Origin of the sequence: Propionigenium maris DSM 9537 (assembly GCF_027925155.1) — a bacterium.
GTDB lineage: Bacteria > Fusobacteriota > Fusobacteriia > Fusobacteriales > Fusobacteriaceae > Propionigenium > Propionigenium maris.
This window is the reverse complement of record NZ_BSDY01000004.1, coordinates 205,396-230,070: the sequence shown is the minus strand read 5'-3', so window position 1 is coordinate 230,070 and position 24,675 is coordinate 205,396. Positions and strand designations below refer to the sequence as shown.

Annotated in this window: 30 protein-coding genes; 25 read left to right on the top strand and 5 right to left on the bottom strand. The window is 41.9% G+C overall.

The features are described 5' to 3' along the window. Positions 1-12 precede the first annotated feature (12 nt). From QMG11_RS05815 to QMG11_RS05775, 9 genes are all read left to right on the top strand, one after another. Positions 13-651, top strand: a complete 639-nt coding sequence (locus QMG11_RS05815) for a helix-turn-helix domain-containing protein (protein WP_281834243.1) — start codon at positions 13-15, stop codon at positions 649-651. A gap of 654 nt (positions 652-1,305) precedes the next feature. After that, complete coding sequence (hemW, locus tag QMG11_RS05810) at positions 1,306-2,385, top strand: radical SAM family heme chaperone HemW (RefSeq protein ID WP_281834241.1); 1,080 nt, start codon at positions 1,306-1,308, stop codon at positions 2,383-2,385. Positions 2,386-2,394: 9 nt separating this feature from the next. Further along, on the top strand, positions 2,395-3,084 hold the full coding sequence (locus QMG11_RS05805) for a YggS family pyridoxal phosphate-dependent enzyme (protein WP_281834239.1): 690 nt from the start codon (positions 2,395-2,397) through the stop codon (positions 3,082-3,084). A gap of 10 nt (positions 3,085-3,094) precedes the next feature. Then, positions 3,095-3,625, top strand: a complete 531-nt coding sequence (locus QMG11_RS05800; protein WP_281834237.1) for a cell division protein SepF — start codon at positions 3,095-3,097, stop codon at positions 3,623-3,625. A 5-nt stretch (positions 3,626-3,630) separates the two neighbouring features. After that, the gene (locus QMG11_RS05795; protein WP_281834234.1) at positions 3,631-4,560 is read left to right on the top strand and encodes a nucleoside recognition domain-containing protein; all 930 of its coding nucleotides are present in this window, start codon (positions 3,631-3,633) and stop codon (positions 4,558-4,560) included. Between the two features lie 71 nt (positions 4,561-4,631). Then, the gene (locus tag QMG11_RS05790) at positions 4,632-5,633 is read left to right on the top strand and encodes a 7-cyano-7-deazaguanine synthase (RefSeq protein ID WP_281834232.1); all 1,002 of its coding nucleotides are present in this window, start codon (positions 4,632-4,634) and stop codon (positions 5,631-5,633) included. Positions 5,634-6,130: 497 nt separating this feature from the next. Continuing rightward, entirely contained in the window at positions 6,131-6,409 is a 279-nt protein-coding gene (locus tag QMG11_RS05785; protein WP_281834230.1) for a DUF1294 domain-containing protein, read from the top strand. 110 nt (positions 6,410-6,519) lie between these two features. After that, positions 6,520-7,926, top strand: coding sequence for an alpha/beta hydrolase (locus tag QMG11_RS05780; protein WP_281834229.1), 1,407 nt, complete (start codon positions 6,520-6,522; stop codon positions 7,924-7,926). A 302-nt stretch (positions 7,927-8,228) separates the two neighbouring features. Continuing rightward, positions 8,229-9,650 (top strand): monomeric [FeFe] hydrogenase, encoded by a 1,422-nt coding sequence (locus QMG11_RS05775; protein ID WP_281834227.1) that lies wholly within the window; start codon positions 8,229-8,231, stop codon positions 9,648-9,650. 65 nt (positions 9,651-9,715) lie between these two features. Here QMG11_RS05775 and QMG11_RS05770 read toward each other — a convergent pair whose 3' ends face one another. Continuing rightward, positions 9,716-10,048, bottom strand: a complete 333-nt coding sequence (locus QMG11_RS05770; protein ID WP_281834225.1) for a hypothetical protein — start codon at positions 10,046-10,048, stop codon at positions 9,716-9,718. 277 nt (positions 10,049-10,325) lie between these two features. Between QMG11_RS05770 and QMG11_RS05765 the strand changes: the two genes are divergently transcribed. From QMG11_RS05765 to QMG11_RS05755, 3 genes are all read left to right on the top strand, one after another. Further along, positions 10,326-11,153, top strand: a complete 828-nt coding sequence (locus QMG11_RS05765) for a tRNA lysidine(34) synthetase (protein ID WP_281834347.1) — start codon at positions 10,326-10,328, stop codon at positions 11,151-11,153. Then, positions 11,134-12,081 (top strand): tRNA 2-thiocytidine biosynthesis TtcA family protein, encoded by a 948-nt coding sequence (locus QMG11_RS05760; RefSeq protein WP_281834224.1) that lies wholly within the window; start codon positions 11,134-11,136, stop codon positions 12,079-12,081. The genes QMG11_RS05765 and QMG11_RS05760 overlap by 20 nt, the downstream gene beginning before the upstream one ends. Before the next feature lie 133 nt (positions 12,082-12,214). Next, positions 12,215-12,382, top strand: a complete 168-nt coding sequence (locus QMG11_RS05755; protein ID WP_281834222.1) for a hypothetical protein — start codon at positions 12,215-12,217, stop codon at positions 12,380-12,382. A gap of 30 nt (positions 12,383-12,412) precedes the next feature. Here QMG11_RS05755 and QMG11_RS05750 read toward each other — a convergent pair whose 3' ends face one another. Beyond that, complete coding sequence (locus tag QMG11_RS05750) at positions 12,413-12,637, bottom strand: hypothetical protein (RefSeq protein ID WP_281834220.1); 225 nt, start codon at positions 12,635-12,637, stop codon at positions 12,413-12,415. Positions 12,638-12,855: 218 nt separating this feature from the next. Next, positions 12,856-14,253, bottom strand: a complete 1,398-nt coding sequence (locus QMG11_RS05745; protein WP_281834219.1) for an aminopeptidase P family protein — start codon at positions 14,251-14,253, stop codon at positions 12,856-12,858. 235 nt (positions 14,254-14,488) lie between these two features. Between QMG11_RS05745 and QMG11_RS05740 the strand changes: the two genes are divergently transcribed. From QMG11_RS05740 to QMG11_RS05690, 11 genes are all read left to right on the top strand, one after another. Next, complete coding sequence (locus QMG11_RS05740; protein ID WP_281834218.1) at positions 14,489-14,713, top strand: FeoA family protein; 225 nt, start codon at positions 14,489-14,491, stop codon at positions 14,711-14,713. A gap of 94 nt (positions 14,714-14,807) precedes the next feature. Further along, on the top strand, positions 14,808-15,029 hold the full coding sequence (locus QMG11_RS05735; RefSeq protein WP_281834217.1) for a FeoA family protein: 222 nt from the start codon (positions 14,808-14,810) through the stop codon (positions 15,027-15,029). 17 nt (positions 15,030-15,046) lie between these two features. Next, positions 15,047-17,248 (top strand): ferrous iron transport protein B, encoded by a 2,202-nt coding sequence (gene feoB, locus QMG11_RS05730; RefSeq protein ID WP_281834216.1) that lies wholly within the window; start codon positions 15,047-15,049, stop codon positions 17,246-17,248. A gap of 23 nt (positions 17,249-17,271) precedes the next feature. Beyond that, complete coding sequence (locus tag QMG11_RS05725) at positions 17,272-17,430, top strand: FeoB-associated Cys-rich membrane protein (RefSeq protein WP_281834214.1); 159 nt, start codon at positions 17,272-17,274, stop codon at positions 17,428-17,430. A gap of 97 nt (positions 17,431-17,527) precedes the next feature. After that, a complete protein-coding gene (locus QMG11_RS05720) occupies positions 17,528-18,016 on the top strand; it encodes a flavodoxin (protein ID WP_281834213.1) in 489 nt (162 codons plus the stop codon). A gap of 111 nt (positions 18,017-18,127) precedes the next feature. After that, positions 18,128-18,400 carry a DUF2325 domain-containing protein gene (locus QMG11_RS05715; protein ID WP_281834212.1) on the top strand — a complete coding sequence of 91 codons (273 nt, stop codon included), beginning with the start codon at positions 18,128-18,130 and terminating at the stop codon, positions 18,398-18,400. 11 nt (positions 18,401-18,411) lie between these two features. Then, positions 18,412-18,744 (top strand): DUF2023 family protein, encoded by a 333-nt coding sequence (locus tag QMG11_RS05710; RefSeq protein ID WP_281834211.1) that lies wholly within the window; start codon positions 18,412-18,414, stop codon positions 18,742-18,744. A 361-nt stretch (positions 18,745-19,105) separates the two neighbouring features. Beyond that, complete coding sequence (locus tag QMG11_RS05705) at positions 19,106-19,276, top strand: 4Fe-4S binding protein (RefSeq protein WP_281834209.1); 171 nt, start codon at positions 19,106-19,108, stop codon at positions 19,274-19,276. Positions 19,277-19,312: 36 nt separating this feature from the next. Continuing rightward, positions 19,313-19,483, top strand: a complete 171-nt coding sequence (locus QMG11_RS05700; protein ID WP_281834207.1) for a 4Fe-4S binding protein — start codon at positions 19,313-19,315, stop codon at positions 19,481-19,483. A gap of 1,175 nt (positions 19,484-20,658) precedes the next feature. Then, positions 20,659-21,366 (top strand): NAD-dependent protein deacylase, encoded by a 708-nt coding sequence (locus QMG11_RS05695; RefSeq protein WP_281834205.1) that lies wholly within the window; start codon positions 20,659-20,661, stop codon positions 21,364-21,366. A 9-nt stretch (positions 21,367-21,375) separates the two neighbouring features. After that, positions 21,376-21,765 (top strand): hypothetical protein, encoded by a 390-nt coding sequence (locus tag QMG11_RS05690; protein WP_281834204.1) that lies wholly within the window; start codon positions 21,376-21,378, stop codon positions 21,763-21,765. A gap of 32 nt (positions 21,766-21,797) precedes the next feature. Here the strand turns inward: QMG11_RS05690 and QMG11_RS05685 are convergent, their stop codons facing one another. Continuing rightward, positions 21,798-22,436, bottom strand: a complete 639-nt coding sequence (locus QMG11_RS05685; protein ID WP_281834203.1) for an LA_2272 family surface repeat-containing protein — start codon at positions 22,434-22,436, stop codon at positions 21,798-21,800. 211 nt (positions 22,437-22,647) lie between these two features. Here QMG11_RS05685 and QMG11_RS05680 point away from each other — a divergent pair, with 211 nt between their 5' ends. Beyond that, entirely contained in the window at positions 22,648-23,175 is a 528-nt protein-coding gene (locus tag QMG11_RS05680) for an LPS-assembly lipoprotein LptE (RefSeq protein ID WP_281834202.1), read from the top strand. A gap of 12 nt (positions 23,176-23,187) precedes the next feature. Next, positions 23,188-23,625: a hypothetical protein gene (locus QMG11_RS05675; protein ID WP_281834200.1), complete on the top strand. Its 438-nt coding sequence runs from the start codon at positions 23,188-23,190 to the stop codon at positions 23,623-23,625. Positions 23,626-23,757: 132 nt separating this feature from the next. Here QMG11_RS05675 and QMG11_RS05670 read toward each other — a convergent pair whose 3' ends face one another. Then, a complete protein-coding gene (locus QMG11_RS05670) occupies positions 23,758-24,366 on the bottom strand; it encodes an LA_2272 family surface repeat-containing protein (RefSeq protein ID WP_281834198.1) in 609 nt (202 codons plus the stop codon). Positions 24,367-24,675 lie beyond the last annotated feature (309 nt).

Here is a 24,675-nt window from a genome sequence, read left to right as displayed (position 1 = left end):
GGGGTGGAAAGTATGGAGAGGGTATTTAAAGAATTAAAGAAATATATACCTGAAGATGTTCTCAATAACCTGTCTATAAAAGAATATCACAAGGGAGATCTTTTCTGTACAAGGGAGGATAAGAATATTTATGTAGTTCTCAAAGGAACAGTTAGAGGAATACGGTTTCATGGGATGAATGAGATTTATTACCCATTTTTATTTAAGCCAGGAGATTCTATAGGTTTTCTCTATTCTTTGAAGCCTTATGAAAAAAATTGGGAGGTGGTAGTAGTTTCAAAAACAGTTGAAGTTATTGTTTTTAATCCAAGTATTATAGAGAAATATATAATGAATGACCTTAAAGCATTTAAGTATTTTGTTTTAAATACAATGGATGCTGTAGAAAGAGGAATGACGTCATTTTTTTTAAGAATATATGGAGGATCAGAAGCTCTATTTGCTTATGGATTAGTTAATAATGAAGACAAAGGAAGGGTTGCTTTTGAAAGTTACACTAATTTAGCTAAAGGGCTAGGGATAAGTAGAAGTATGCTTTATCGAATAATAAAAAAGTTTGTTAGAGAAGGCTTAATTCAAAAAGAAAAAAATGAGATAATAATTAAAAATAAAAGAGGACTAATTGATGTATATAAAAAATATACTTATTGATTGGTGCATAGAAGTTTTAAGTGCGATCTTTTAACCTGAAATAAAAAAGTCAGGGAATGATAGAACTTAGGAATAGAGGATAAGAAATATTAACACCTGACTGAAGACAGTCGTCTGACATCACAGGAGAGGCATAGCTTCATTCCGTCGAACTATGCAGGTTCTATCTAGAGCCCACATAAGGAATGGAAACCTTGTTTCAGCTCCAAAAGACAATTGTCGGAAGTCTTGAACTCTTGGCTACTTCTTTTTCAAGAGAGAAGTAACGAATTGGATTTTTTTGATTCAGTTTTTGTAGGATTAAAGAATAAATAGAATTGTAATAAAGAGCCTCTAATCAGAGGCTCTTTTAAGTTAGCATAAAAAAGTAAGGGTGTGATATAATTAGGAATAGAGTATAAAAAATATTTAACTATGACTGAGGACAGTCGTCGGGCAACACAGGAAAGATCAAGCGTCATTCCGTCGGACTATGCAGGTTCAATCTTGAGCCTGGAAAAGGAATGGTAACCCTGTGTTAGCCTGAAAAGACAATTGTCGGAAGTCTTGATTTTTCGGATACATTTGTATCAAGACAAAGGTATCGAAGTTTTTGAAGTTTTGGTTACTTTCGCTGTGAGCAGAGTAACGAAATATAAAGTAAGGAGAATAACTATGTGCGATGCAATATATATACACGTACCCTTCTGCGTCAACAAGTGTGAGTACTGCGACTTCCTCTCATTTAAGAGCAGCGGAAGCGAGAGGGACAAATATGTGGAGTACCTCAAGAGGGAGATAGAACTCTACCCAGACTATAGCTACGACACAGTTTACTTTGGAGGAGGGACTCCATCCCTTCTAAAGCCGGAGGATGTTGAGGGGGTGCTGAAGAAGCTCCATATAGCTGTGGGAGCTGAGGTGACCCTGGAGGTAAATCCCAAGACTGTGGACTACGATAAGCTGAAAGCCTTCAGGGAGGCGGGAATAAACAGGGTGAGTATAGGGGTGCAGTCCTTCAATGAGAAGCACCTGAAGACCTTAGGGCGTCTCCACGACAGGGATAGGGCTATAGCTACCTATGAGGCAGCCAGAAGGGCGGGCTTTGAGAATATAAGTATCGACCTTATGTTTTCCCTGCCAGACCAGACCATGGGGGAGCTAAATGAGGATCTGGATCAGATTATCGGGATGAAGCCGGAGCACATCTCTATCTACTCCCTTATCTGGGAGGAGGGAACCCCCTTCTTTGAGAAGCTAAGTGCCGGGGTCTACCAGGAAACGGATAACGACCTGGAAGCTAATATGTATGAGGGGATAATAGAGAGGCTGAGAGGGGCAGGATATGTCCACTATGAGATCTCAAACTTTGCCCTCCCAGGGATGGCTGCAAGACACAACAGTAAGTACTGGGAAAACAGGGAGTATGTGGGAGCAGGCCTTGGAGCATCGGGGTATGTAGACGGGATAAGGTATAAAAACTTGGTGGAATTTATCCCTTATTATGATAAAATAGATGAAAAAATAAAACCTGTGGAAAGTGAAGAGAGGGTAGATTCAGAGGCAGAGGAGGAGTACAGATTTATCCTTGGACTCAGGCTCCTGGAAGAGGGAGTAGAGGCCAGCGGCAGATACCTTAAAAGGTGTGAGGAGCTGGAGAGAAATGGGCTCCTTGAGAGAAGAGGGAAAAGATTTGTACTGAGCCAGAAAGGAGTCTTCCTGGCAAACGATGTCTTTGAAGAATTTTTGGATTAGGGGGAAAAGATGAGCAAGAAGGATGTTATCAGACAGAATATAGAGGAGATCAGAGAGGATATTGCAAAGTATTCATCCCACCCTGAGAAGGTAAAGCTTGTAGCTGTAACCAAGTATGTGGGAACCGAGGAGATGGAGGGAGCCTTTGAGGCGGGAAATCCTATCTTTGGAGAGAACAGGGTACAGATAATAAGGGAGAAGAAGGAGCACTTTGATACAACAGCCATAGGGGAGGATATCCAATGGCATTTCATCGGAAACCTTCAAAAGAACAAGGTTAAGTATATAATCGACTATATAGACCTTGTGCACTCGGTAAACAAGCTGTCCTTAGCAAAGGAGCTGGATAAGAGAGCGGCCCAGATAGGAAGGACTATAGAGGTGCTCCTAGAGGTGAATGTGTCCGGTGAGGAGAGTAAAGAAGGATATACAGTGGAAAGTTTGTACAAGGAAATAGAGGAACTGGTTAAGTTAAAAAACATAAGATATAGAGGTCTCATGACCATGGCTCCCTACTCGGAGGACGAGGAGATGATAAGGGGAGTATTCAGAGGACTGAGGGAGCTCAAGGAGGAGCTTAACACAAGGTACTTTGAGGGACAGATGACTGAGCTGTCCATGGGAATGACCAATGACTATAGGATTGCTCTGGAAGAGGGATCTACAATAATAAGGATTGGAAGCAAGATATTTTCTTAGGAGGTTGGATATGAGTTTAAAGGAGAAGATAAACAGTACATTTAAGGATATGCTGGGGGTAGGAGTTACCGAGGAGGAGGAGAGACAGCTGGAAAATGCTGTGGACGACCTGGTAGTGGACGATATAGCTGATGTGGGCAGAGGTACAGTAGAGGAGCTGAAGACAGAGTTTATAGCTACTAAGAACGAGGGAGTAGGGGTACAGGAGCCCATTGCAGTGGTGGAGAAGAAGCCTGAAGCCAAGAAGACCGGCCTCAGCGGAAACCAGACTGTATTTGTGGAGCCTAAAAACTACGGTGAGTGTAAGAAGATAGCCAACTACATCAAGGAGAACAAGACTGTAACGGTAAACCTTGAAAATGTAGATGGTGGAATAGCTCAGAGGATCCTGGATTTCCTAAGCGGAGCCTGCAGCATAAAGGGAGCCAACTTCATCCCTGTAAGTAAGAGGGTATATGTTGTAGTACCTGAGAGTGTAGAGATAGTTTTTGACGGGAAGGTGACTGAGCCTGGGAATAACGGTATAGACCTGGAGGATTAGTCTAGATGAAGTTATTAAAGGAAAGTGCGGCTATTAGCCTGAAGCTTCTGAAGATAATGCTGCCTATAAGCATACTGGTGAAGGTGGCAGGGCATCTGGGGATCATAGATCTCGTAGCCAAGGGGATATCTCCCCTTATGGGGTTTGTGGGACTCAGCGGAGAACTGGGAATTGTGTGGGCCACTGCAATGGTAACCAATATCTACGGCGGATTGCTGGTGTTATTCACCATGACCCAGAACAATGTATTCACTGTGGCAGAGATAACAATAGTTGCAAGTCTCATGTTATTTGCCCACTCCCTTCCTGTGGAGCTCAAGGTTATTGGAGAGACGGGAGCAAAGACCTCAAAAATTTTAGCAATTAGGGTATTGTGTGCTATAATAGCAGGAGCATTTTTAAACTTTATATTCAAAGTTTTTAATATGTATCAGGAAACTGCTGTATTCAGATTTACTGTGAAGGAATCTAAACCGGGAGTTCTCAACTGGATATCTGGAGAGGTGAGAAAGTACCTTACTATCTTTATGATAATTTTTGTTCTTCTGGCGGTAATGGAGGTTCTCAAGAGGATCGGTGTAATAGACTGGATAAACAGGAAGTTTTCCCCTGTTATGTCCTTTATGGGGATAGATCCGGGGTTATCACTAACCTGTATAGTGGGGCTTACCATGGGAATAAGCTATGGAAGCGGACTTATCATAAGGGAGACCAAGGGAGGGAAGTACAGCCCGAGGGACCTTTTCCTTGTGGCGGTGTTTATGAGTCTCTGCCATGCCCTCATAGAGGATACCCTTCTCATGGTACCCATAGGAGCTAAGATGGTGGGGATATTCTGGGCGCGGATAGTCTTTGCGGTAATATTTACCCTGGTATTTAATAAGATTATGCCCAGGGAGAGTAAACAAGAAGCTGTGGAAGGGATCCATAGCTAGCAGTGGATATTTTTTAAGGAAACTTGCTAGTTGTAGCATAGGAGCCTTATGCATTTAAAGGAGATGATAGAATGAGAGCATTAGCATTATTTTCAGGAGGACTGGACAGTGCCCTGGCAATAAGAGTAGTACAGGAGCAGGGGATAGAGGTTATCGCATTAAACTTTGTATCTCACTTCTTCGGGGGAAAGAACGAGAAGGCTGAGAATATGGCAAAGCAGCTGGGGATCAAGCTGGAGTATGTGGACTTTAAGGCTATCCATACAGAGATAGTTAAGAATCCTCCAAGTGGGAGAGGAAAGAATATAAACCCTTGTATCGATTGTCATGCCCTTATGTTTAAAGTGGCAGCTGGTCTACTGGAAAAGTATGATGCACAGTTTTTAATATCGGGAGAGGTACTGGGACAGAGACCTATGTCGCAGAACTACAACGCTCTTGGAAGGGTACAGAAGCTGGCTGAGGTGGACGATATTATCGTGAGACCGCTATCTGCTAAGTGTCTTCCAGAGACAAAGCCTGAGAAGGAAGGATGGATAGACAGAGCTCAGCTACTGGATATTCAGGGAAGAAGCAGAAAGAGACAGATGGCTATGATGGATGAGTTTGGCCTTGTGGAGTACCCAAGCCCAGGTGGAGGGTGTCTACTGACAGATCCAAACTACTCAAATAGATTGAAGCTCATAGAGAAGGACGGATTCCTGGACGAGGAGCATTCATTCCTTTTCCACCTTGCCAAGGTAGGAAGAATGTTCAGAATGGATGAGGGGAAGTACCTCTTCGTAGGAAGGGAAAATGAGGACAACTTGAAGCTTTCTGAGCAGAAAGCTCACGCAAGCCTTTATATTGTTGGAGCCGGAACTCCGGGACCTGCAATACTAGGATTTGGAGAGATGACTGACGAGGACAGAAAGTTTGCTATGGAGTTATTCTCCAGATACTCTAAGAGCAAGGGGAAGGAAGAGATTCAACTGTTACTAGACGGTGTAATTACCAAGGTAGAGGCAGTGGATCTGGAAGCCCTGGCTGAAAAGATCGGTAAGTACCAGTATACTGGGCAGAAGATTAAGTAATTTACAGTTCTTTTGTCTTGATACAAAAGAATCAAAAAATCAAGACCTACGATAATTGTCTTTAATAGTTAAGCAGAGGTTTCGTTCCTTTTAAGGGCTCAAGATTGAACCTAAAGAGTAAAACGGAACGAAGCAGACTTTTGGCGTGAAGCCGGACGACTATCTTCGGTCGATTAAAAAATATTAAGAGCATAGGATGTAAAGGTCCTATGTTCTTTTTTGTTGTGAAAGGAACAAAAGAAGATCTAGTCCTTCGTAATGTCTTACAAGTAGAATATTAACTTACGACCTTTGGAAGCTGCAATCATACCTCTGCAGGAGAAGAAGTGTGTAAAACGTTATGATAAACTTAATCTGTATAACGGTCTAGTAAACGTTAAAGGTCCAAAGTAATATCTACTACTTCGGACACCTTTTTTTCAAGAGTAAGGTGCAAAGTGTATCTTAGGTGGAAAAGTATGATATAATCTTTAAAATTGATCAGGGAGGAGTAAATTGTGGATGGAAGAAAAATTTTAATGATATATTTGATATCTATAAATATATTAACCTTTCTCATCTTTGGATGGGATAAGATGCAGGCCAGGAGGAATAGGTGGAGGATAGCTGAAAGAACTCTTTTTTTATCTGTTATCCTTGGAGGTGGGCTGGGAGGAATTGCCGGGATGAAGGTGTGGAGACACAAGACAAGAAAGGGAGTTTTTAGGTATGGTATTCCCACTATAGTGAGCCTTCAGGGGGCAGCAGCCCTATATATAACCTTTTTTATGGAGTAGGAAAGGATAGGGGCATTTTGATGGAATAAAGTAAAGGAAGAGGAATCCTATAAGGGGAGGGACTTCTTGATAGTGTGATAGGGAATAGAGAGAAACTGAGGGGGATGAAGTTGAAGGGGATTAAATTTATAGTTAAGAGTATAGTAAAGTTAATAGTGGTAGTGGCGGTAATTCAGGTAACCAGGGGCTACCTCTTTGTGAATAACGATCTGAAGCTCATGCCGTGGCACGGTGTGAGTGAGGTAGCTGAGCTGGACTACGATACCTATGGGGATGTGGAGAGCTACCTAAGGGATGAGAAGTTGTTCTTGGAGGAGAGGTATCAGGAGGTAGAGGTGAAGGAGAAGGGCCTCTACAACAGGTATATAAGGGAGTCGGGAAGCTCCCCCTATGGTCATCTGGACACAGATGTGAATGCCTCCTTTGAGATGATACCTGAGAAGATAAAGGGAGGAGTTCTCATGCTCCACGGACTTACAGACTCACCCTACTCCATGAGGGATATGGCTAAGACATTCTATGACAAGGGATACTATGTTTTGGCTCTGAGGTATCCCTACCACGGGACCTATCCAGGGGAGCTCCTGAAGCTGAGCTGGAAGGATTTTTCCAAGACTGCAAGGTTTGGGGCAAGGATGGTCAAGAGGAAGCTTGAGGGGATAGAGGGAGGTAAGTTCTATATGATGGGGTACTCCACAGGGGCAACCACCACTCTCCAGTATATCGCTCACGATATGAAGGAGGACAATGATCTTCCAAAACCAGACGGGGTATTCTGGATATCCCCTGCAATGGGTGTGAATCCTGCTGCTAAGTTTGGATTCCTGGATATTCTCACCAGTAAGATTCCTGGTTTTGAGAAGTTTGCATGGCTGGATATATACCCAGAGTATGATATGGCCAAGTACAACTCCTTTGCTAAGAACCCGGGGATCCAGGTGTACAATATTATAAAAAATGCCAGAAAAAACCTCTCAAAGCTTACAGAGGAGGAGAGGGAAGGCCTTCCTCCAGTATACGCTTATACATCTATCCAGGATGCTACAGTGGATGCTACGGCACTCTTTAAGGTAATCCGTGAGATGGGGAATAAGGCCGGAGAAGTTATCATCTTTGATGCCAACAGGAAGTACAATGACTTTTATAAGTCTAAGATAAAAGAGATCGACTTTGCAAGGGGTATTAAGGAGTCTGGTATCGTCAGTGATATAGTGGTGGTGAGCAATATGAGAAACAGGACGGAGGAGGTTTCTGTAGTGAGGGTGACCGACGGAAGGGCCAAAGAGGAGGATGCAGATCTGGATCTCAAGTGGTCGGGATTCACCTTCTGTCTGGCCCACATCTCCCTGCCTATCTCTCCTGAAAACCTCCTCTATGGAAGGGGAACCCTTCTGGGGGAGCTTAGTATCAAGGGGGAGAAGGGGATAGTTACAGTATCCCCAGATATGCTTCTCAGGCTGAGATACAATGAGTTCTTCGACTACCTTGAGAGAAATATAGAGGAGAAGATAGATTAGCAGGCCTGCTCACCCTAGGTAAGGGGAGCTAAAATGAATGTAGTAAATCTGAGGGAATGGAGATATTTTATAGCTCCATTCCCTTTATTTTATACGGTAAATCTTCAGTGGTAGGTGTATATAAACAGAAATAAATGCTATTAAAACAAATAGATAACAAACATAAAATGCACTGAGTTCTAAAATGTATTTACTTCAAATTGTTAATTGTTGGTTAATAAAAGTTTCTTTATACTTTACGCAAGGGGTTGATGATTATATAATGGGGGAAATCTAAAAATCATTAGTGAACAGGGGGAAGTATGAAGATAAAATTGAATTCAGTGAAGGAGCTAAGGAAGCTGACTCTCCAGGCGATAGTGGATCTCTATGAAACCGGGGAACTGCTGAAGGAACTTCCTAAGCTGCCCAAGATGCTCCTTAGCGGAGAGAAGCCGACCTACAGAGACTCCATCTACAGGGAGAGGGAGATCTTAAAACAGAGGATAAAGGTATACCTAAATCTGAACCTGTATAAGGTGAGAGATATGGAGCTATATGAGCTATTGGAACTGCTGCAGAAGAAGTTTAAGGGTGAGCAGATTCCCGCTGAGTATGAGGGAAGGGACCACGCTGTGGAGGTTGTGGAGGAAGCCTGTGACCAGTGTCCAACGGGTCAGTACTATGCCACCGACCTGTGCAGAAACTGTATAGCCCACTCCTGTGAGGTAATATGTCCCAAGGATGCCATAAGCTTTGTCAATGAGAGAGCTGTAATAGATGCAGAAAGGTGTGTGGGATGCGGGCTCTGTGAAAAAGCCTGTGACTTCTCCGCCATAGTTAAACTGTCGAGACCCTGCGAGAAGGCCTGCGGTGTGGGAGCAATAAAGGCCAATGAAAGGGGTGTAGCAAGTATAGACAGGAACAAGTGTGTTTCCTGCGGAGCATGTCACTCAGCCTGTCCATTTGGAGCAGTGGAGTCTCCCACTCATCTGATAGATGTTGTATCCCATATAAAAAACAATAAAAAGGTTGTGGCGATGTTTGCTCCAGCTATAATTACTCAGTTTGGGGCAGGGACTACTCTGGAGAAGATAAAATCATTATTTTTAGAGCTGGGGTTCACCAGAGCAGTAGAGGTGGCCATCGGAGCAGATATGGTAATAGAGGAGGAGGCTCATGTAATGGACACAAGGGATGAGAAGATGACCACATCCTGCTGTCCGGCCTTCTATGAGTATATAAAGCTCCATCAGTCGGATATGGTGGAGTATATATCTCACGTAGACTCCCCTATGATGGCTCTTGCCAAAAGACTTAAGGATGAGGACCCAGAGTATAAGATAGTGTTTATAGGGCCTTGTACTGCCAAGAAGGTAGAGGCGAAAAAGTACGGGATAGTGGATGATGTACTGACCTTTACAGATATATTGTCGTGGATAGATGCCAGGGGGATAGATATAGATACTCTTTCAAGGGAGGATATAGAGGGAAGCTATGACGGCTGGAACTTTGCCAGAAGCGGAGGGGTTGCCCAGGCTGTGGTAAATAAGTGTGAGAAGGAGCTTCAGTTGATTCAGATGGACGGAATTAAGGAGGGAGCCCAGGCCTTCAAGCAGTTCAGACTGGCTAAAACCAATACCCTGTTAGAGGGAATGGGGTGTAAGGGCGGATGTATATGCGGACCAAGTGTAATCCAGAAACCCCTTGTTGCAAAAGCTATGCTTACAAAGCTGAAGAGATAGGTATAAGAAAAGATAAAAATAAAGAGAGCACAGGATTTTTTAATCCTGTGCTCTCTTTATTTTATTTATTTTTCAGGTTTAAAATCGGGATTTTCATGGTTTTCACTCAGCTGGGGGGCATCCCCATACTCCTCTATAGCCTTCCACGTAAGAACCCTTATCTTCTTCACCTTATCCACCGGTCTGTAGGGAGCAGTGGAGCAGGTTCCTCCCTTGTTGCAGTTGTCGCAGGTCTTTTCGAAGTAGCCGTTGTCTACCTCTAAATATCCCAGATCCTCCAGCCTATCAAAGAGAAGTTCCAGTTCAGTGTTATCTATATCCATTACCTCCATAATCTCATCCTCGGTGGTGACCTCTGAGGAGAGAAGGAGCTTTAGCAGTTTAATTTCCTTATTCATATGAACCTCCTTAAATAGATTGTATTTCATCTGGGGTGGGGATGTCAAGGTTCCTTAGTATTGTGGTAAAAAATTATCAAAAAAATAAGAGATTTATGGTATAATTAATCCTGATATTTCCTTTTATGATATTGAAGGGGAAGACTGGCCTCCGCTAAGTGTCTTGTTGGTTTTGATTGGTGGCTGGTTATATTTTAGGATTATTATATTCACGGAGGAAGACAAGGACATGAATGAGAAGAAGGAAAAGAAGGTGTATGAATCAATAGAGGAGAGAATGAGGGAGGAAGGTATAAGCCGTGGGGCCATTGCCACTGAATCTCTCAGAAAGACATATAGAAAGAAGATCTGGACTAAGTTTGTAAAGGCTATAAAGGACTTCGATCTTGTAGAGGACGGAGACAAGATAGCTGTTGGAGTATCCGGTGGAAAGGACAGTCTTCTGCTGTGTAAGTTATTCCAGGAGCTGGCTAAGGACAGAACAAGAAAGTTTGAGGTAGCATTTATCTCTATGAACCCCGGTTTTGAAGCTATGGATATGGAGCAGTTTAAGAGGAACCTGGAGGAGCTGGACATTCCATGCGAGGTATTTGAAGCCAATGTATGGGAGGTAGCTTTTAAGGAGGATCCTGAAAAGCCGTGTTTCCTGTGTGCTAAGATGAGAAGGGGAGTGCTCTACAACAAGGTAGAGGAGCTAGGATACAACAAGCTGGCTCTAGGACACCACTTTGACGATGTGGTTGAAACAGCTCTTATCAACCAGTTCTATGCAGGAACAGTAAAGACTATGATACCTAAGGTAAAATCCACATCTGGAAAGATGGAGCTTATAAGGCCACTTATCTATGTAAAGGAGGAGGACATCATTAACTATACCAAGAGAAATGGTATAGTGGCTATGGCATGCGGATGTCCTATCGAGTCTGGTAAGGTGGACTCCAAGAGAAGGGAGATAAAGAACCTGTTAGCTGAGCTTACCAAGGTAAACCCAAATATAAAGCAGAGTATCTTTAACTCCCTGAAGAATATCAACCTGGACTATGTAATGGGATATACCAGAGGAAATAAGAGGGACGTGGCTAAAGATGGCAATGAGAATAAGTAATATAGCTGATCTTCACGGGTTAAAGCACGAGAACTACAGGTTTACCGTAGAGGGAGAGACCCTCAAGGTAGTTAACTCCAGGGAGAAGATAGAGTTCAACATAGAGTTCAATGAGAGCAGAAGGCTGAAGACCACAAAGACCATCGAGAAGTATACGGGACTTAAGATAGAGCTGGCTGAACTGGGGGACAGGGAGGTCCTGTCCTATATAGAGGATAAGGGGTTTAACAAGGTAATGTGGAACCCCATTGGTAAGGCCATGCACAAGTATAATATGGTGGAGCCTGGGGACAGAATAGCAGTTGGAGTGTCTGGAGGAAAGGACAGCATGACCCTCCTCAATGCCCTAGTGAGGATAAAGAAGATAGTAAACTTTGATTTTGAGATCCTGCCGATGCACATCCATCCAAGTGTGGACAGCGCAAAGTACGGGATGGTAGAGGATTACTGCAGGAAGCTGGGCCTTGAACTTCAGGTGTTTGAAACGGATCTGGCTAAGTTCCTCTTTGAGGAGAAGAAACCTAAGAACCCTTGTTTCCTCTGCGGAAGGATAAGAAGGGGGATGCTCTACAGGATAATGAAGGAGCAGAATATAAATAAGCTGGCTCTGGGTCATCATAAGGATGACATCATAGAGACCTTCCTTATGAATATCTTCTATCAGGGGAATATGCTGGCTATGAAGCCTGCCTATGAATCTGAGGAGTATGGAGTGAAGGTGATAAGACCTCTGGCTCTTGTGGAGGAGAAGGACATCATCAGGTATGTGAAGAGGCTGAATATACCAATTCTTGTCTCTGAGTGCCCATATGAGACCAATGAGAACTCCAGAAGGCTGAAGATGAAGAACCTTATCAAGGACCTGTCTGAGGACAATAGTGAGATCAGAAGTGTTATCCTAAACGGAATAAAGGATCTGCTGGTTTAAGATAGACAAAGTCCATAATGATGGTACCATTATAACAAAAAATAAGTGAAGACTCTTGATTATCTGTGAAAAGTGTTGTACTTTTTATAGAGGTGATCAAGGGTCTTTTTTGATTGGAAAAGGGGGGAAAAGGATGTATTACCGACCTGATATATATGATCTTACCAATATGGGGATAGTGGTATTTATTGTATTTATAGTGGTCATTGTGTTGTGGGCAGTCTATGACTGGGAACCTAAGGAGGACAGAGATAGAAGTCACTATAATTGGGATGTTTCCAGAAGGGAAGGTAAAAAATAAAAGATCCGTCTAGGGAGAGACGGATCTTTTTTATATAAACATAGGTATCCCTTCAGGATTTGAGGGATAACATAAGTTGGGAGGCACTACCATTTTATGGGATGGAACTCTCTTGCTTATGTTAGAGGATCTTCCTCTAGAGGTTTTAAGGTTGAGAAGCTCAGTAAGTGCAGGGGTATACTCCATAGTATCCATAGATCTCTTAACCTCAGCCACGCCACAATTAAAACTTGATCTCAGAGTTTTTTTCTTCATATCTACCTCCTAAAATAAAAGAGCGCTAAATACTTTCTAATTACTATAGGAATATTATAGTAGATAGGAGGGAAAAAAACTGTAGTGTATGCAACAGAAAAAGGGAGCGTGACGCTCCACCCTATTTAACCCTATGTAATTTTTATAATGGAATCAATTTATAAATCTATGCTGTTCTAAATAAGAAGGCAGGGTAAAGTCACCCTGCCTTAAATAATTTAGTTAGTGAAAGCTTCCCTTCTCACTTCCTCTATCTCATCTATATACTTTGGCATCCTATCTCCCAGACGTCTGTAACCATCCTCTGTGATGATATAGTCTCCCTCGTGTCTCATACCTCCAAAGTCAAGGTACTCCTCGATCCTGTCAAAGTTCAGGAACTCTGCATTTGTACCGTCCTTCTTCCATTTGGCTATGAGCTCAGGGATGAAGTAGATACCAGGCTCCACTGTAAAGGCAAAGCCAACCTCCAGCTCCCTTCCAAGTCTGAGGGACTTAAGACCAAACTGAGTGCTCTTCTCCTCACCGTTGTATCCAACTATCTTTTCCCCAAAGTTTTCCATATCATGGACATCCATTCCGATCATATGTCCCAGACCGTGGGGCATGAAGAGGGCGTGAGCTCCAGAAGCTACTATCTCATCGATATCTCCGACCATAAGACCTCTATCTACCATTCCCGCAGCCAGGGTTCTACACACCTTTAGGTGAACCTCCTTGAAGGTGATACCGGCCTTTAATACAGCCTCAGCACTGTCATACATCTCCATAAGAAGGGAGTAGATATCCCCCTGCTTCTCTGTGAACTTACCGGACACTGGCATGGTTGAGGTCATATCTCCGCAGTACCCGTTATCCAGTCTGGCACCACAGTCCAGAAGAAGAAGATCTCCTTCCTGAAGGGTGTTGGAGTGGTTGTGGTTGTGGAGGGTCTGCCCGTTTCTTGTGCAGATGGTGAAGAAGGAGTGGGTAGCGTTGAACTTCTTGGCAGCCTCAGCAACCTTGGCAGCAACCTCATGCTCCTTCATTCCAGGCTTTGCATATTTCATGGCAGCCAGGTGCATCTCTCTAGTAACATTAGTAGCTCTTTCCAGCTCTGCAATCTCCTCCTGGGTCTTTACATTTCTCAGGTTTACCACTGCATAGGTAAGCTCCTCAGAGATATTTTCATTGACCTCATCTACCCCAAGGTTAAGCCACTTGGAGAGGTTGATTATATTCAGGTGTCTGTACTGGGAGGTGTAGTGGATCCTTCTTCCCTGGGACTTAGCTTCAGAAAGGAGTGCAGTCAGGTCTGAGATCTCCCCAGTTTCCTCGATGCCACACTTCTTAGCCTCCTCTCTTAGGAAGGAAAGTGGTCCCATCCATACAGTGTCATCTATTGTAAAATCGGTACCAAAGATATATTCCTTATTGTTATCAAGATCTATAACTCCAAAGAGACCAGCTCTGTCTATTCCATAGAAATAAAGGAATGTGGAGTCCTGGGTAAAGGGATAGCAGTTGTCGGCATAGCTCATAGGTGATTCATCATTTCCGCAGATAAGGATGAGCCCCTCTCCCACTGCTTCCCTGAGTTTTCTTCTTCTTTCCATGTAGGTATCTCTTTTAAACATATTTTCCCCCTTTTACTTAAATGAAAAGTTGTTTTAGGTAGTATATAATAATTCAGAGAAAAAAACCATATGGATTTCAGGGGAATGAAATTAAAATTATGATATAGTTTTATATTCAAACAATTACACTAGTGTATTTTTTTAGCTTGACATTTTTTTACTGAGGAGATATAATTGTTGATGAAGTTATGATGATAAGTCTTATATTGACATTTTTAAATGGAAGGTGAACACTATGGTAAGAGCTATGACATTTGCAGAAAAAAATAAAGACTTCGTAATAAGAAACCTAGTTGGAAGCGAGAGAACTAAATCCAAGCTTCTAGAGAGGGGTTTCTGTGTTGGAAAGAAGCTCTGCGTATTGACCGACCAGGACTGTAACTTAGTAGTAAAGGTAAATGAATGTAAATATGTATTGAACTTTTCCCTTGCCAACAAGATAATGGTAGAGGAAGCTTAAACTGATAAATATCAGCCTTTAGAGGCTGAATTATTTCAAAAAAATACTTTGAATATCAAAATAATTTATAGAAATGATTTTAGGGGGATAAAGAATGAAGCTTACAGAATTAAAGAGAGGCGAATCAGCTAAGATTGTAAAGATTGGAAGAATCGGAGAGCTGAAGAAGAGACTGGTGGATATGGGAATCACATCGGGAGAGGTAATCAAACTTGAAAGAAATGCCCCCCTAGGAGACCCCCAGGAGTACATCATCAAGGGGACTGGAATAGCCATAAGAAAAGAAGACGCACAAAATATAGAAGTTTCTAAATAGAGGGGGATACAAGAGAGATGATTAAGATTGCTTTTGCTGGAAATCCCAATGTAGGAAAATCAGCACTTATCAATGAAATTGCAGGAGCCAAGCTAAAGGTAGGTAACTGGCCTGGAGTAACTGTAGAAAAGAAGGAAGCAGAGTTTGAGCACAATGGGCAGCAGATTAAGCTTGTAGACCTTCCAGGTGTATACAGCCTGAGTCCCTATACAATAGAGGAGAAGGTAACAAGAGACTATATCCTAAATGAGGATCCAGATGTAGTTATAAACGTGGTGGACTCCACTAACCTTGAGAGAAACCTATACCTGACGATGCTGTTAAAGGAACTTGGAAAGCCTATGATAATGGCTCTAAACTTTATAGATGAGTTCGAGAACCTTGGATATAAGCTAGATATGAAGAAGCTGGAATCTCACCTGGGGATGACAGTGGTGGCAACAAGTGCCCTTAAGAACAAGGGGATCAAGGAGCTGCTGGACAAAGCCCTTAAAACAGCTGAGAAGCACCAGGGTCAGAAGCACCTGAAGTATGAGCTGAGGTTTGACAGCTTTATCGAGAAGGAGCTGGCTGAGATCAAGGGAATGGTTGAGGGAGACGGTAGATTTGATGCTGTAAGATCTAAGTACTCCATGGACTTTATCATTATAAAGCTCCTGGAGCAGGATTCATACTTTGGAGAGGTATTAGCTAGAGACCACTCTATAGATATGGCTGAGTTTGCTAAGAAAAATGTAGAAAAGATAGAGAACAAGTTTGATGAGGATGCAGAAACTATTCTTGCTGAGGGAAGATATGGAGCGGTAAAGGGTATCCTTGCCACTACATTTACTACCTCTATGAAATCAAGGCTTGACTTTACAGATAAGGTGGACAAGGTTCTTCTGAACAAGTATCTTGGACTGCCGCTGTTCTTTGTGGTTATAGCACTGCTTATGGGAACAGTATTTAACGGAGCTGCCCCTCTTCAGGACTGGGTAGACGGATTTATAGGAGACTACATCGGTAAGTATGTGGGAATGGCTGTGGAGGGGACTCCAGACTGGCTTTACTCCCTTGTAATGGACGGTATTATAGGAGGAGTAGGAGGAGTAGTTGTATTCGTACCTCTTATGTTATTCCTGTACTTCTTCCTAGCAATTCTAGAGGAGAGCGGATATATGTCCAGAGTAGCCTTCCTTATGGATAAGATCATGAGAAGACTTGGTCTTAACGGTAAGGCTTTCGTACCTATGGTACTTGGATTCGGGTGTACTGTACCGGCAATCTATGCCACAAGAACCCTTGAGGATCATCAGTCGAGAAAGCTTACAGCAGTAATGGCACCATTTATGTCCTGCGGAGCCAGACTTCCAGTATACGGACTGTTTGCAGCAGCATTCTTCGGTCCTAGAGGTGGAGCTGTAGTAATGAGTTTATACCTTCTTGGAATAGTAGTAGCGATCCTTACTGGAATGGCACTTAAGAACCATCCAGAGTTTAAAGCTGAGGACAGAGCTCTTCTTATAGAGCTGCCTCCATACAGAGTACCAAGCTTTAAGATGATATGGTCATCTACTATCACAAGAACAGGATCATACCTGAAGAAAGCAACTACAGTAATCATGGGAATCCTTATCCTTCTATGGGCTCTTGTATACTTCCCAAATAACGGTGAAGCAGACAAATCGTTTATGGCTGGATTCGGTAAGGTAATGGCACCTATCATGGCTCCTACAGGATTTGGAGACAGATGGGAAGCAGTATCAGCTATCCCGCCAAGTATTGCAGCTAAGGAAGTAGTTGTAGGATACATGGCTCAGGTTCTTCCGTTGGGAGAAGGAGTAGAAGCCGAGGAAGAGGAAGAGGTAACAACATTTGCAGAGGATACAATGGACCAGGTTCAGGGCTTAGCAGTAGCTCTTAAGGACTCAGTAGTGGCAATAGTAGGAGCAGACATAGCCGGGCTATTTACTACTCCAAGTGCTGAGGAAGTAGAGGAAGAGGGAGCTGGAGTTGTAGCAGCCACAGCTAGAATGTGGGAGAATGACCCAGAGGGGCCGCTGAAGGCATACTCATTCATGGCATTCATCCTGTTAGTGGTGCCTTGTGTAGTAACCCTTGCTGCAATCAAGCAGGAGTTTGGAACAACATTTATGTGGAAGGTAATAGGGATACTTCTAGTGGTACCTTATGTGGCTTCAACATTAATATATCAGATTGGAAGACTAATTATTTAATAGTCTAGAGGAGGCTTAAGACAATGAAGACGATAATAGTATTGGCAGTAGTGGGAGTAATAGTTTTCTTCTCCATAAGAAGCCTCATTAAAAGTCTTAAGGGAGAGGGAGGATGCAGCTGCTCTAAAAGCGATGACTGCTCCATAAAGAAGAGCTGCCCAAGCAAGAATAAGAAAAAATAATTAACAACTGGATATGCAGCCTGGCTGCATATTCCTTTAAAAATATATTTTGATTTACAAAATATAAGAAAAAATAAACAAAAGGAGAGTGGAGGATTTGAAAACAGCAGTATTTTACGGAAGTACGTTAGGAGACACAGAAAGAGTAGCAAAGCTAGTAGCTGAGAAGGTGGGAGGAGACCTGTTTACAGCAGGGGCTGGACTAGGGGAGATGACCTCATATGATCTGATCCTACTGGGATCTTCCACATGGGGATGGGGAGAGCTTCAGGATGACTGGAACACAGCTATAGATGAGCTAAAGGGAGCAAATCTTTTAGGAAAGAAGGTAGGGGTATTTGGAACTGGTGACCAGATGGGGTACTCGGACACATATTGTGATGCCCTTGGAATCATCGCAGAGGCAGCTGCAGAGGCAGGAGCTGAGATAATCGGCAGAACATCCAGAGAGGGGTATGACTTCAGCGACAGCAGAGCTCTAGAGGGAGATCAGCTGATAGGGCTGGCCATCGACGTAAACAACCAGGATAACCTCACAGAGGAGAGGGTAGAAGCCTGGATAGATACCCTTAAAAAGGAGTTCTAAAAACAGCAAGGGCAATAAGTGATTAAAACAGCGTCACAGGCTACAGGAGAGATCCAGGTGTAGCCTGTGGCTAAAAAAAGGAAATACTGACTGAAAAAGAGGGGGAGCATCATGATTGCAATAATAGGCGGAGTAAAGGGAATTGAGAGGGAGTATAAGGAGATAATGAAGGCCAATGATCTTAAGTGCAAGATCTTTAATCAAAATTGTCCAAACTTTGAGAAGAAGATAAAGAATTGTGAGGCCTGTATACTATTTACCAACACAGTTAGCCACAAGCTGTCTTCATCGTGCAGCAAGGTCTGTAAGAAGAACAATATAAAGCTGATACGGTTGCACTCTAGCAGCATCAATAAGCTGAAGGAGAGCATCCACCAGATATAGGAGGTAAGGAAATGGAAGTATTTGTACACCACATATATGAGTATGAGAAGGGGATCAGAAACCTGGTGCTGCACACTACATCGGATGAAAATATGCATCTGATTATAGGTAAGTTAAATAACAGGGGGATAGCATATAAGATCTATGAGATCGGAAGGGGAAGGATCAATGTGTTCTTCGGAAGTCCAGAGTGTGTAGAGGTAATTGAAAGAATCGGAAAGAGGAACCTGGTGGACTACACCCCAGAGGAGGACTTCATGCTGGGAATAATGCTGGGATACGACAGAAGAAGGCAGTGTGAAAGGTACCTAAACCTAAAGAATAGTTTCTCTAAAACAGCTTAATCTTTTAAAGATGAGGCTGTTTTTATTTTTTTTGACGAAAAAAGTTTAAGGGGAGTAAGATCTCTGGATGTCTAAAAAGTTTTATCTCTCAAAGCTTTTTGTGAAAAAAAAACAGGGAAAGCTGGAAGGGGGTTCAGACAGAGGGGAGATAAACTAGTAAAATTAAGCTGGAATTAACGCTTGTAAATATTTATATAAAATTTAAGTTAAAAAAATAACATAATAAGGTGGCATAAACTTTGAGTGTCAAAGTTTAACGTTCTCAAAAGAGACATTTCTTTCTGTTTTCCTCTTGACATTGGTTGAGGTAGATTGTATAGTTATTAATGAAAACTATAAAAAACTCAGGGAGGAATGTATAATGTACGTAATCGATAAAGAAACTTGTATTTCATGTGGAGCTTGTGAAGGAACTTGTCCAGTAACTGCAATCGCAGCTGACGCTGATGGAAAGTATGAGATCTCTGATGCTTGTGTAGACTGTGGAGCATGCGCAGGAGTATGTCCAGTAGAGTGTATCTCAGCTCAGTAATTTTTAAATAAAAAAACTATTTTTGGAGGAAGTGCAATGCATATTATTGATTTAGATACTTGTATCGGATGTGGAGCTTGCGAGGGGACTTGTCCAGTAGCTGCTATCTCTGCTAACGACGAAGGAAAGTATGTAATCTCTGACGCTTGTATCGACTGTGGAGCATGTACAGGTGCATGTCCAGTTGACGCTATCGCAGCGGGATAATTACTAAAAAAGACTTGAAAGAGGACTCAGGGGAGTCCTCTTTTTTTGTTTATTGAGGTTTTTATAATTTTTTAGGTAGAGATAAATATTTTTTAATTTCCAATAAGAGGTACTTTCTTACCATGATGCAAGAAAGTACCCAAAGAAGATCTAGTCCTGCGTAATGTCTTCGGTGTTAGGAATTAATATACGACCTTTGATAGCTACAATCATAACTTTGTTAAGAAAAGAATAATGTAAAACGTTATGATAAACTTAATCTGTATGGCGGTCTAGGTTAGGCATTGGGTACAAGGTCACATCGACTACTTCGGCCCTTTTTAGTTCCTTGAAGTAAGAATCTAAAGGCTGACTGCAGGTCATCGTTGAACTTTATTCATTATTTTAGCTTCGTTTCGTCAAACAGTATAGGTTCTATCTATCCCACTAGCTTTTAATTTATGAAATAAATTCCAGAGATATGGGAGTATGCTTACCTAGAGCCTATGAAAAGAAACGGGAGTCTTGCCCTACCTAGGAAGATGATTACCGGAAGTCTTGATCTTTGTGAGAAATAAAGAGTTCTTTCAGAGCGACTATGTTTCTCCACAACGTGATATTCATATCACGTTGAAACATTCAAGGTAACAACGTTAAATTGCTTTAACGTTGCGGATAAAGTGTAGTAATTAAAAATTACTTACTTTTCACGAGACAAGAAATGAACTTTAATATTTTGAAAAGTTTTCCCATTTAAGGAAAAAAGTAGTTAAAGTGCAGGTGAAGTAGGAAAAGGAAAGCAAAAACTAAAAAAGACAGCCTAAATCTTGGGGAGAATGGCTGCCTTTTTTGAGAGAAATTGATGAAAAAGCAATTACTATTGCTTATGGGATTATAATACACCATTTTTTTCATTCCGGTAACGACAATTGTCACAAAAGATAATTTTTGTTCCTTTTATTTTAACCTTTATACATAAAAAGACAGCCTAGATCTTGGGGAGAATGGCTGCCTTTTTATTGAGAGTTTAATGAAAAAGTTATTGGCGGGAGATCTCTCTCCACAAAGATATAGTAACTTATTTCAGAGGAATATATAATGTCAACTGACGTAAAAGAGAATGTTTGTTTTGTGAGGTTGTTTAATTAGAAAATGGGGATTATACTTTTATTAAAGATATTGGAGGAGGTAATAAGTTGATAGATAAGCTCAAGGAGTGGATAGAGGAAAGCGATAATATAGTATTTTTTGGAGGAGCGGGAGTTTCCACTGAAAGTGGTATTCCGGATTTTAGAAGTGCCGGAGGACTCTATGCCCACTCACCGGAGTATATGCTCAGCAGAACCTACTTTGACAGCAATACTGAGGAGTTCTTTGATTTCTACAGGAAGCATATGATATATACCCATGCCAAGCCCAACACGACTCACAGAGTGCTGGCTGAGATGGAGAGGAGGGGAAAGGTGAGAGCTGTGATAACTCAGAATATCGATGGTCTTCACCAGCAGGCAGGGAGTAGAAATGTAATAGAACTTCACGGAGGGATAAGAGACAACTACTGTATGAAGTGTAATAAACACTATGAACTGGAGTATGTGATAAAGAGTATAGGGGTGCCTAGGTGTAAGGTATGCGGGGGAGTAGTAAAGCCCAATGTAACCTTATATGAGGAACCACTAAATATGAAGGAATTTGAAAAAGCTATAGAATATATTAGAGATGCAGAAATACTTATAGTGGGAGGAACAAGCTTAGTTGTTCAGCCTGCAGCCAGCCTGATGGATTACTACAGGGGAAGCAGGATGGTGGTCATAAACAAAGAGGCAAACTTCTGCTGCAGCAGAGCTAATATGACTATCAATAGGGGGCTGGGAGAGGTATTCAGTAAAATTTCAGAGGAATAGGGGGTATCTATGAAGATATTACTGATATTATTTGTAGTTTTTTTGACTGGGTGTGGGACTGTGCTTACTCCCAGGGAAAAGGTAGTGAATATCAACTCTGAAAAGCCAGTGGAGATATGGGTAGACGGAGAGAGGCTTGTTGCAAGGGGAAAGGTAAACTCTGTGAAGGTAAGTAACAGGGCAAGAAGGGGGAGCGAGTATCTCCTTGTAAGGGAGGTAGATGGAGATGGAGAGCATAGGATAGAGCTGGACAGAAAATTTAACAGGATGACCCTACTAAACCTTCCTATACTTTTCGGAACTATAGGTTATCCAGTGGATTATCTCACTGGAGCCACTGGAAAGCTGAGAAAAACCACCTATGAGGTAAAGGACTTTACCTATGAAGATGAACTATAAAAAAACCGTCCCTAGGGGGACGGCTTTTTTTATTAAAGACCCTTTCTGAAGTTAACAAGGGGAAGAACCGGGAAGACACCGTTTTCAGCGTAGTTCACAAGACCTACCTGAAGACCGTCCAGGTTCTTAGTTCCATTTACAAATCCAAGCTGGAATGTAGTTGACTGAGCGTAGTTTACAAATCCAAGATCCACTGTGGAGTGTCCCTCAGTGTAGTTTACAGCACCAAAGTTAACCAGTGCATCTCCCTTTATAACGTTTACAGCACCAAGGTTGATAAGGCTGTCTCCCTCAGCAAAGTTTACAAAACCAAAGTTAACACCCTTCATGTTGTTAACGTAGTTCACAAGACCAAAGTTAACACCCTTGGAATTTCCCTCATGCCAGTTTAGGAAGTTGATTCCCACCCCTGTAAAGTCTCCAGAGACTCTACTTGCACCAAAGAAAAGACCGAAATCAAGACCCTTGAAGTTTTCAACTTCAGAAAGTCCAAGAACAGAGAAGTTAACCCCTGATACATTTTCAGTTTTACCATTTAGAAGTGAAAGTCTCACACCAGATACATCCCCCTCTGGGAAGTTTTTCCCGGGAACGGAAAGCTGTGCCGGTGCAGCCAGTGCTGTAGTAGCAGCAAGGGTAAGTCCTGCTGCAAGAGCTAGTATTTTTTTCATCTTGATCCTCCTCTAGTAGTCGTTCTAATTTAGTTATTATAACAAAATTAAGAAATCCTTTAAATAGAAAACCACAATATACTTAAAAAATTAATTTTTCTTAATCTATGGATAAAGTCATAGGTTACCCCTAAGTCAGTTGGTGTATAATTTTAAGGTTATTTAATTTTGTGAAAATTAACTTAAAATTAAAAGTGACGAGGGAGAGTTTATGAGAAAAAAGATATTTACAATGGCTGTGGTTTCCCTAGTGCTTCTGCTGACGGGGTGCGGAACTATGATGGAACCAGCAAGAAAAACTGTTACACTGCAGTCTGCCACACCGGTAGAGGCATATTCAGACGGAAATAACTATATAGGTGAAGGAAACCTAATAGTATTTGATGCATCCAACAGAAGCAGACACGGGGATGAGTACATCCTTCTTAGGGAGATAGATAATCCAGAGAATGTGAGAAAGGTGTATCTAGAGAGGGAGTATAATCCATGGGCCACCTGGAATCTTCTGTGGTATGGAGCTACATATATAATCGACTATCCTACGGGAGGAACGGGAAGGCTGTCCAAGACAAACTACTCTGTTCCAGGGTTCTCCAGAAAGAAGAGTTCTGCAGAGAAGGACACGGAGATAGAGAAGCTGAAGAGCGAAATTGAAAAGATGAAGATGAAGGAAAGTATAAAGCAGGAGCTGGAGATGGAAAGAACAAAGGAGAGAGTTCTTAAACTGGAAGCTTCATAGGGGAGAGAGAAGATGATAAAAAAAACGATGTTAGCGCTGATTATGGTATTGAGTTTTATGGGATGTTCTTCAACATCCAAGAGACCAGAGAGAGAGGTAACTGTTATTACCAACGTTCAGGAGGCAGAGGTTTTCCTCAATGGTGAGTACTATGGAAGGATCTACGGTGGAAGACTGCAGATGAGGGTACCTAAAGATGAGGTAAGTGTAGTAATGCTTAAGGGAGAAACAGGTACAAGCAATAAGGTTATCGAGAAAGAGTTTAACGAGAACTATCTGTCTATCTACCTGGAGCAGCCGATAAAAAAATCAGCTGATATGCAGGACAATACCGAGATATCAGAGGTAAAGAGAGAGCTGGATAATATGAAGCTCAAGGAAAGCATAAAGCAGAAGCTGGAGCTTGAAAGAGCCAAGGAGAGAATCCTAAAGCTGGAAGCCAAGAACTAGATAGAGCAAAATTAAAAAGCGGCCTATAAGACCGCTTTTTTTATTGTTAAGGCAAGTATAAAATTTGCAAAAGTTTTACATGAAATAACTAGTATTCCAATTGGTTATCAGGATGCACCGTCACGTTGCTTTTTAATATAAAGTTTTTCTAAAGTTTACAAGGGGAAGAACCGGGAAGATACCATTTTCAGCATAGTTTATGATACCTACCTGAAGGCCGTCCAGATTCTTTGTGGCATTGATAAGACCTATCTGGAAGGTGGTGCTCTCCGAGTAGTTTACAAAGCCGATATCTATAAGGCTCTCATAGAGACCTACATTGACAAGACCTATATTTATCTGGGTAAGCCCTTGGGAGTAGTTGAAACCTCCAAGGTTTACACCATTGACGTTATTTACAAAGTTTACAAATCCAATGTTGACCCCTGTATCCTGTCCCTCGTGCCAGTTTACCCATCCAAGGGCCACTCCCTTAAACTCATTTCTAACCCTGTTGGCACCGAAAAACCAGTCAAACTCCAGTCCTGTAAAGTTCTCTACCTCAGAGACACCAAAGATCGAAACGTTAAGTCCCTTTACATTACGGGCTTCACCATAGAGAAGGGAAAGCCTGGCTCCAGAGACATCCTGGCTGTCTGGAAAGTTGTTGTTTCCAGGAAGGGAAAGCTGGAATGGTTCAGCTCCCACAGCAGAGAGAGATAGTAGTACAAAGGTCAAAAAATAAATTATTTTTTTTTTCATAAAAAACCTCCTTAAAAATTCATTAAATTATACCTTGGAATTGTGTATTTTCGGTGATGTAGGGTCAAAATTAATTTAAGGATCAAGTCTTTTAAAAGTGGGAAAAATAAAATTTGATAAATAAAAAGTGTTGACAGAAGGAGATTATCTTGGTATCATCCTTATCAAATAAGAAGAAAATATCAGAGAGAAAATCTTAGAGATATAAATTTTGAGAAGAGGAGGAATTCAAATGCTTAAGCTAAGGAGAAGAAGGATAAGGAGAAGCAGGACAAAAAACAATAATTCTTATCTAATTCAATTGGCTTA

What these genes read in the sequence shown, in the direction of transcription:
- QMG11_RS05700 (WP_281834207.1), top strand. Translation starts at nt 19,313, where the DNA reads ATGCATATTATTGATTTAGATACTTGTATCGGATGTGGAGCTTGCGAG.
- QMG11_RS05735 (WP_281834217.1), top strand. Translation starts at nt 14,808, where the DNA reads ATGAAGCTTACAGAATTAAAGAGAGGCGAATCAGCTAAGATTGTAAAG.
- QMG11_RS05685 (WP_281834203.1), bottom strand. Translation starts at nt 22,436, where the DNA reads ATGAAAAAAATACTAGCTCTTGCAGCAGGACTTACCCTTGCTGCTACT.
- QMG11_RS05815 (WP_281834243.1), top strand. Translation starts at nt 13, where the DNA reads ATGGAGAGGGTATTTAAAGAATTAAAGAAATATATACCTGAAGATGTT.
- QMG11_RS05745 (WP_281834219.1), bottom strand. Translation starts at nt 14,253, where the DNA reads ATGTTTAAAAGAGATACCTACATGGAAAGAAGAAGAAAACTCAGGGAA.
- QMG11_RS05690 (WP_281834204.1), top strand. Translation starts at nt 21,376, where the DNA reads ATGAAGATATTACTGATATTATTTGTAGTTTTTTTGACTGGGTGTGGG.
- QMG11_RS05710 (WP_281834211.1), top strand. Translation starts at nt 18,412, where the DNA reads ATGGAAGTATTTGTACACCACATATATGAGTATGAGAAGGGGATCAGA.
- QMG11_RS05775 (WP_281834227.1), top strand. Translation starts at nt 8,229, where the DNA reads ATGAAGATAAAATTGAATTCAGTGAAGGAGCTAAGGAAGCTGACTCTC.
- QMG11_RS05805 (WP_281834239.1), top strand. Translation starts at nt 2,395, where the DNA reads ATGAGCAAGAAGGATGTTATCAGACAGAATATAGAGGAGATCAGAGAG.
- QMG11_RS05740 (WP_281834218.1), top strand. Translation starts at nt 14,489, where the DNA reads ATGGTAAGAGCTATGACATTTGCAGAAAAAAATAAAGACTTCGTAATA.
- QMG11_RS05675 (WP_281834200.1), top strand. Translation starts at nt 23,188, where the DNA reads ATGATAAAAAAAACGATGTTAGCGCTGATTATGGTATTGAGTTTTATG.
- QMG11_RS05705 (WP_281834209.1), top strand. Translation starts at nt 19,106, where the DNA reads ATGTACGTAATCGATAAAGAAACTTGTATTTCATGTGGAGCTTGTGAA.
- QMG11_RS05725 (WP_281834214.1), top strand. Translation starts at nt 17,272, where the DNA reads ATGAAGACGATAATAGTATTGGCAGTAGTGGGAGTAATAGTTTTCTTC.
- QMG11_RS05770 (WP_281834225.1), bottom strand. Translation starts at nt 10,048, where the DNA reads ATGAATAAGGAAATTAAACTGCTAAAGCTCCTTCTCTCCTCAGAGGTC.
- QMG11_RS05755 (WP_281834222.1), top strand. Translation starts at nt 12,215, where the DNA reads ATGTATTACCGACCTGATATATATGATCTTACCAATATGGGGATAGTG.
- hemW (WP_281834241.1), top strand. Translation starts at nt 1,306, where the DNA reads ATGTGCGATGCAATATATATACACGTACCCTTCTGCGTCAACAAGTGT.
- QMG11_RS05765 (WP_281834347.1), top strand. Translation starts at nt 10,326, where the DNA reads ATGAGGGAGGAAGGTATAAGCCGTGGGGCCATTGCCACTGAATCTCTC.
- QMG11_RS05670 (WP_281834198.1), bottom strand. Translation starts at nt 24,366, where the DNA reads ATGAAAAAAAAAATAATTTATTTTTTGACCTTTGTACTACTATCTCTC.
- feoB (WP_281834216.1), top strand. Translation starts at nt 15,047, where the DNA reads ATGATTAAGATTGCTTTTGCTGGAAATCCCAATGTAGGAAAATCAGCA.
- QMG11_RS05750 (WP_281834220.1), bottom strand. Translation starts at nt 12,637, where the DNA reads ATGAAGAAAAAAACTCTGAGATCAAGTTTTAATTGTGGCGTGGCTGAG.
- QMG11_RS05795 (WP_281834234.1), top strand. Translation starts at nt 3,631, where the DNA reads ATGAAGTTATTAAAGGAAAGTGCGGCTATTAGCCTGAAGCTTCTGAAG.
- QMG11_RS05715 (WP_281834212.1), top strand. Translation starts at nt 18,128, where the DNA reads ATGATTGCAATAATAGGCGGAGTAAAGGGAATTGAGAGGGAGTATAAG.
- QMG11_RS05760 (WP_281834224.1), top strand. Translation starts at nt 11,134, where the DNA reads ATGGCAATGAGAATAAGTAATATAGCTGATCTTCACGGGTTAAAGCAC.
- QMG11_RS05800 (WP_281834237.1), top strand. Translation starts at nt 3,095, where the DNA reads ATGAGTTTAAAGGAGAAGATAAACAGTACATTTAAGGATATGCTGGGG.
- QMG11_RS05790 (WP_281834232.1), top strand. Translation starts at nt 4,632, where the DNA reads ATGAGAGCATTAGCATTATTTTCAGGAGGACTGGACAGTGCCCTGGCA.
- QMG11_RS05680 (WP_281834202.1), top strand. Translation starts at nt 22,648, where the DNA reads ATGAGAAAAAAGATATTTACAATGGCTGTGGTTTCCCTAGTGCTTCTG.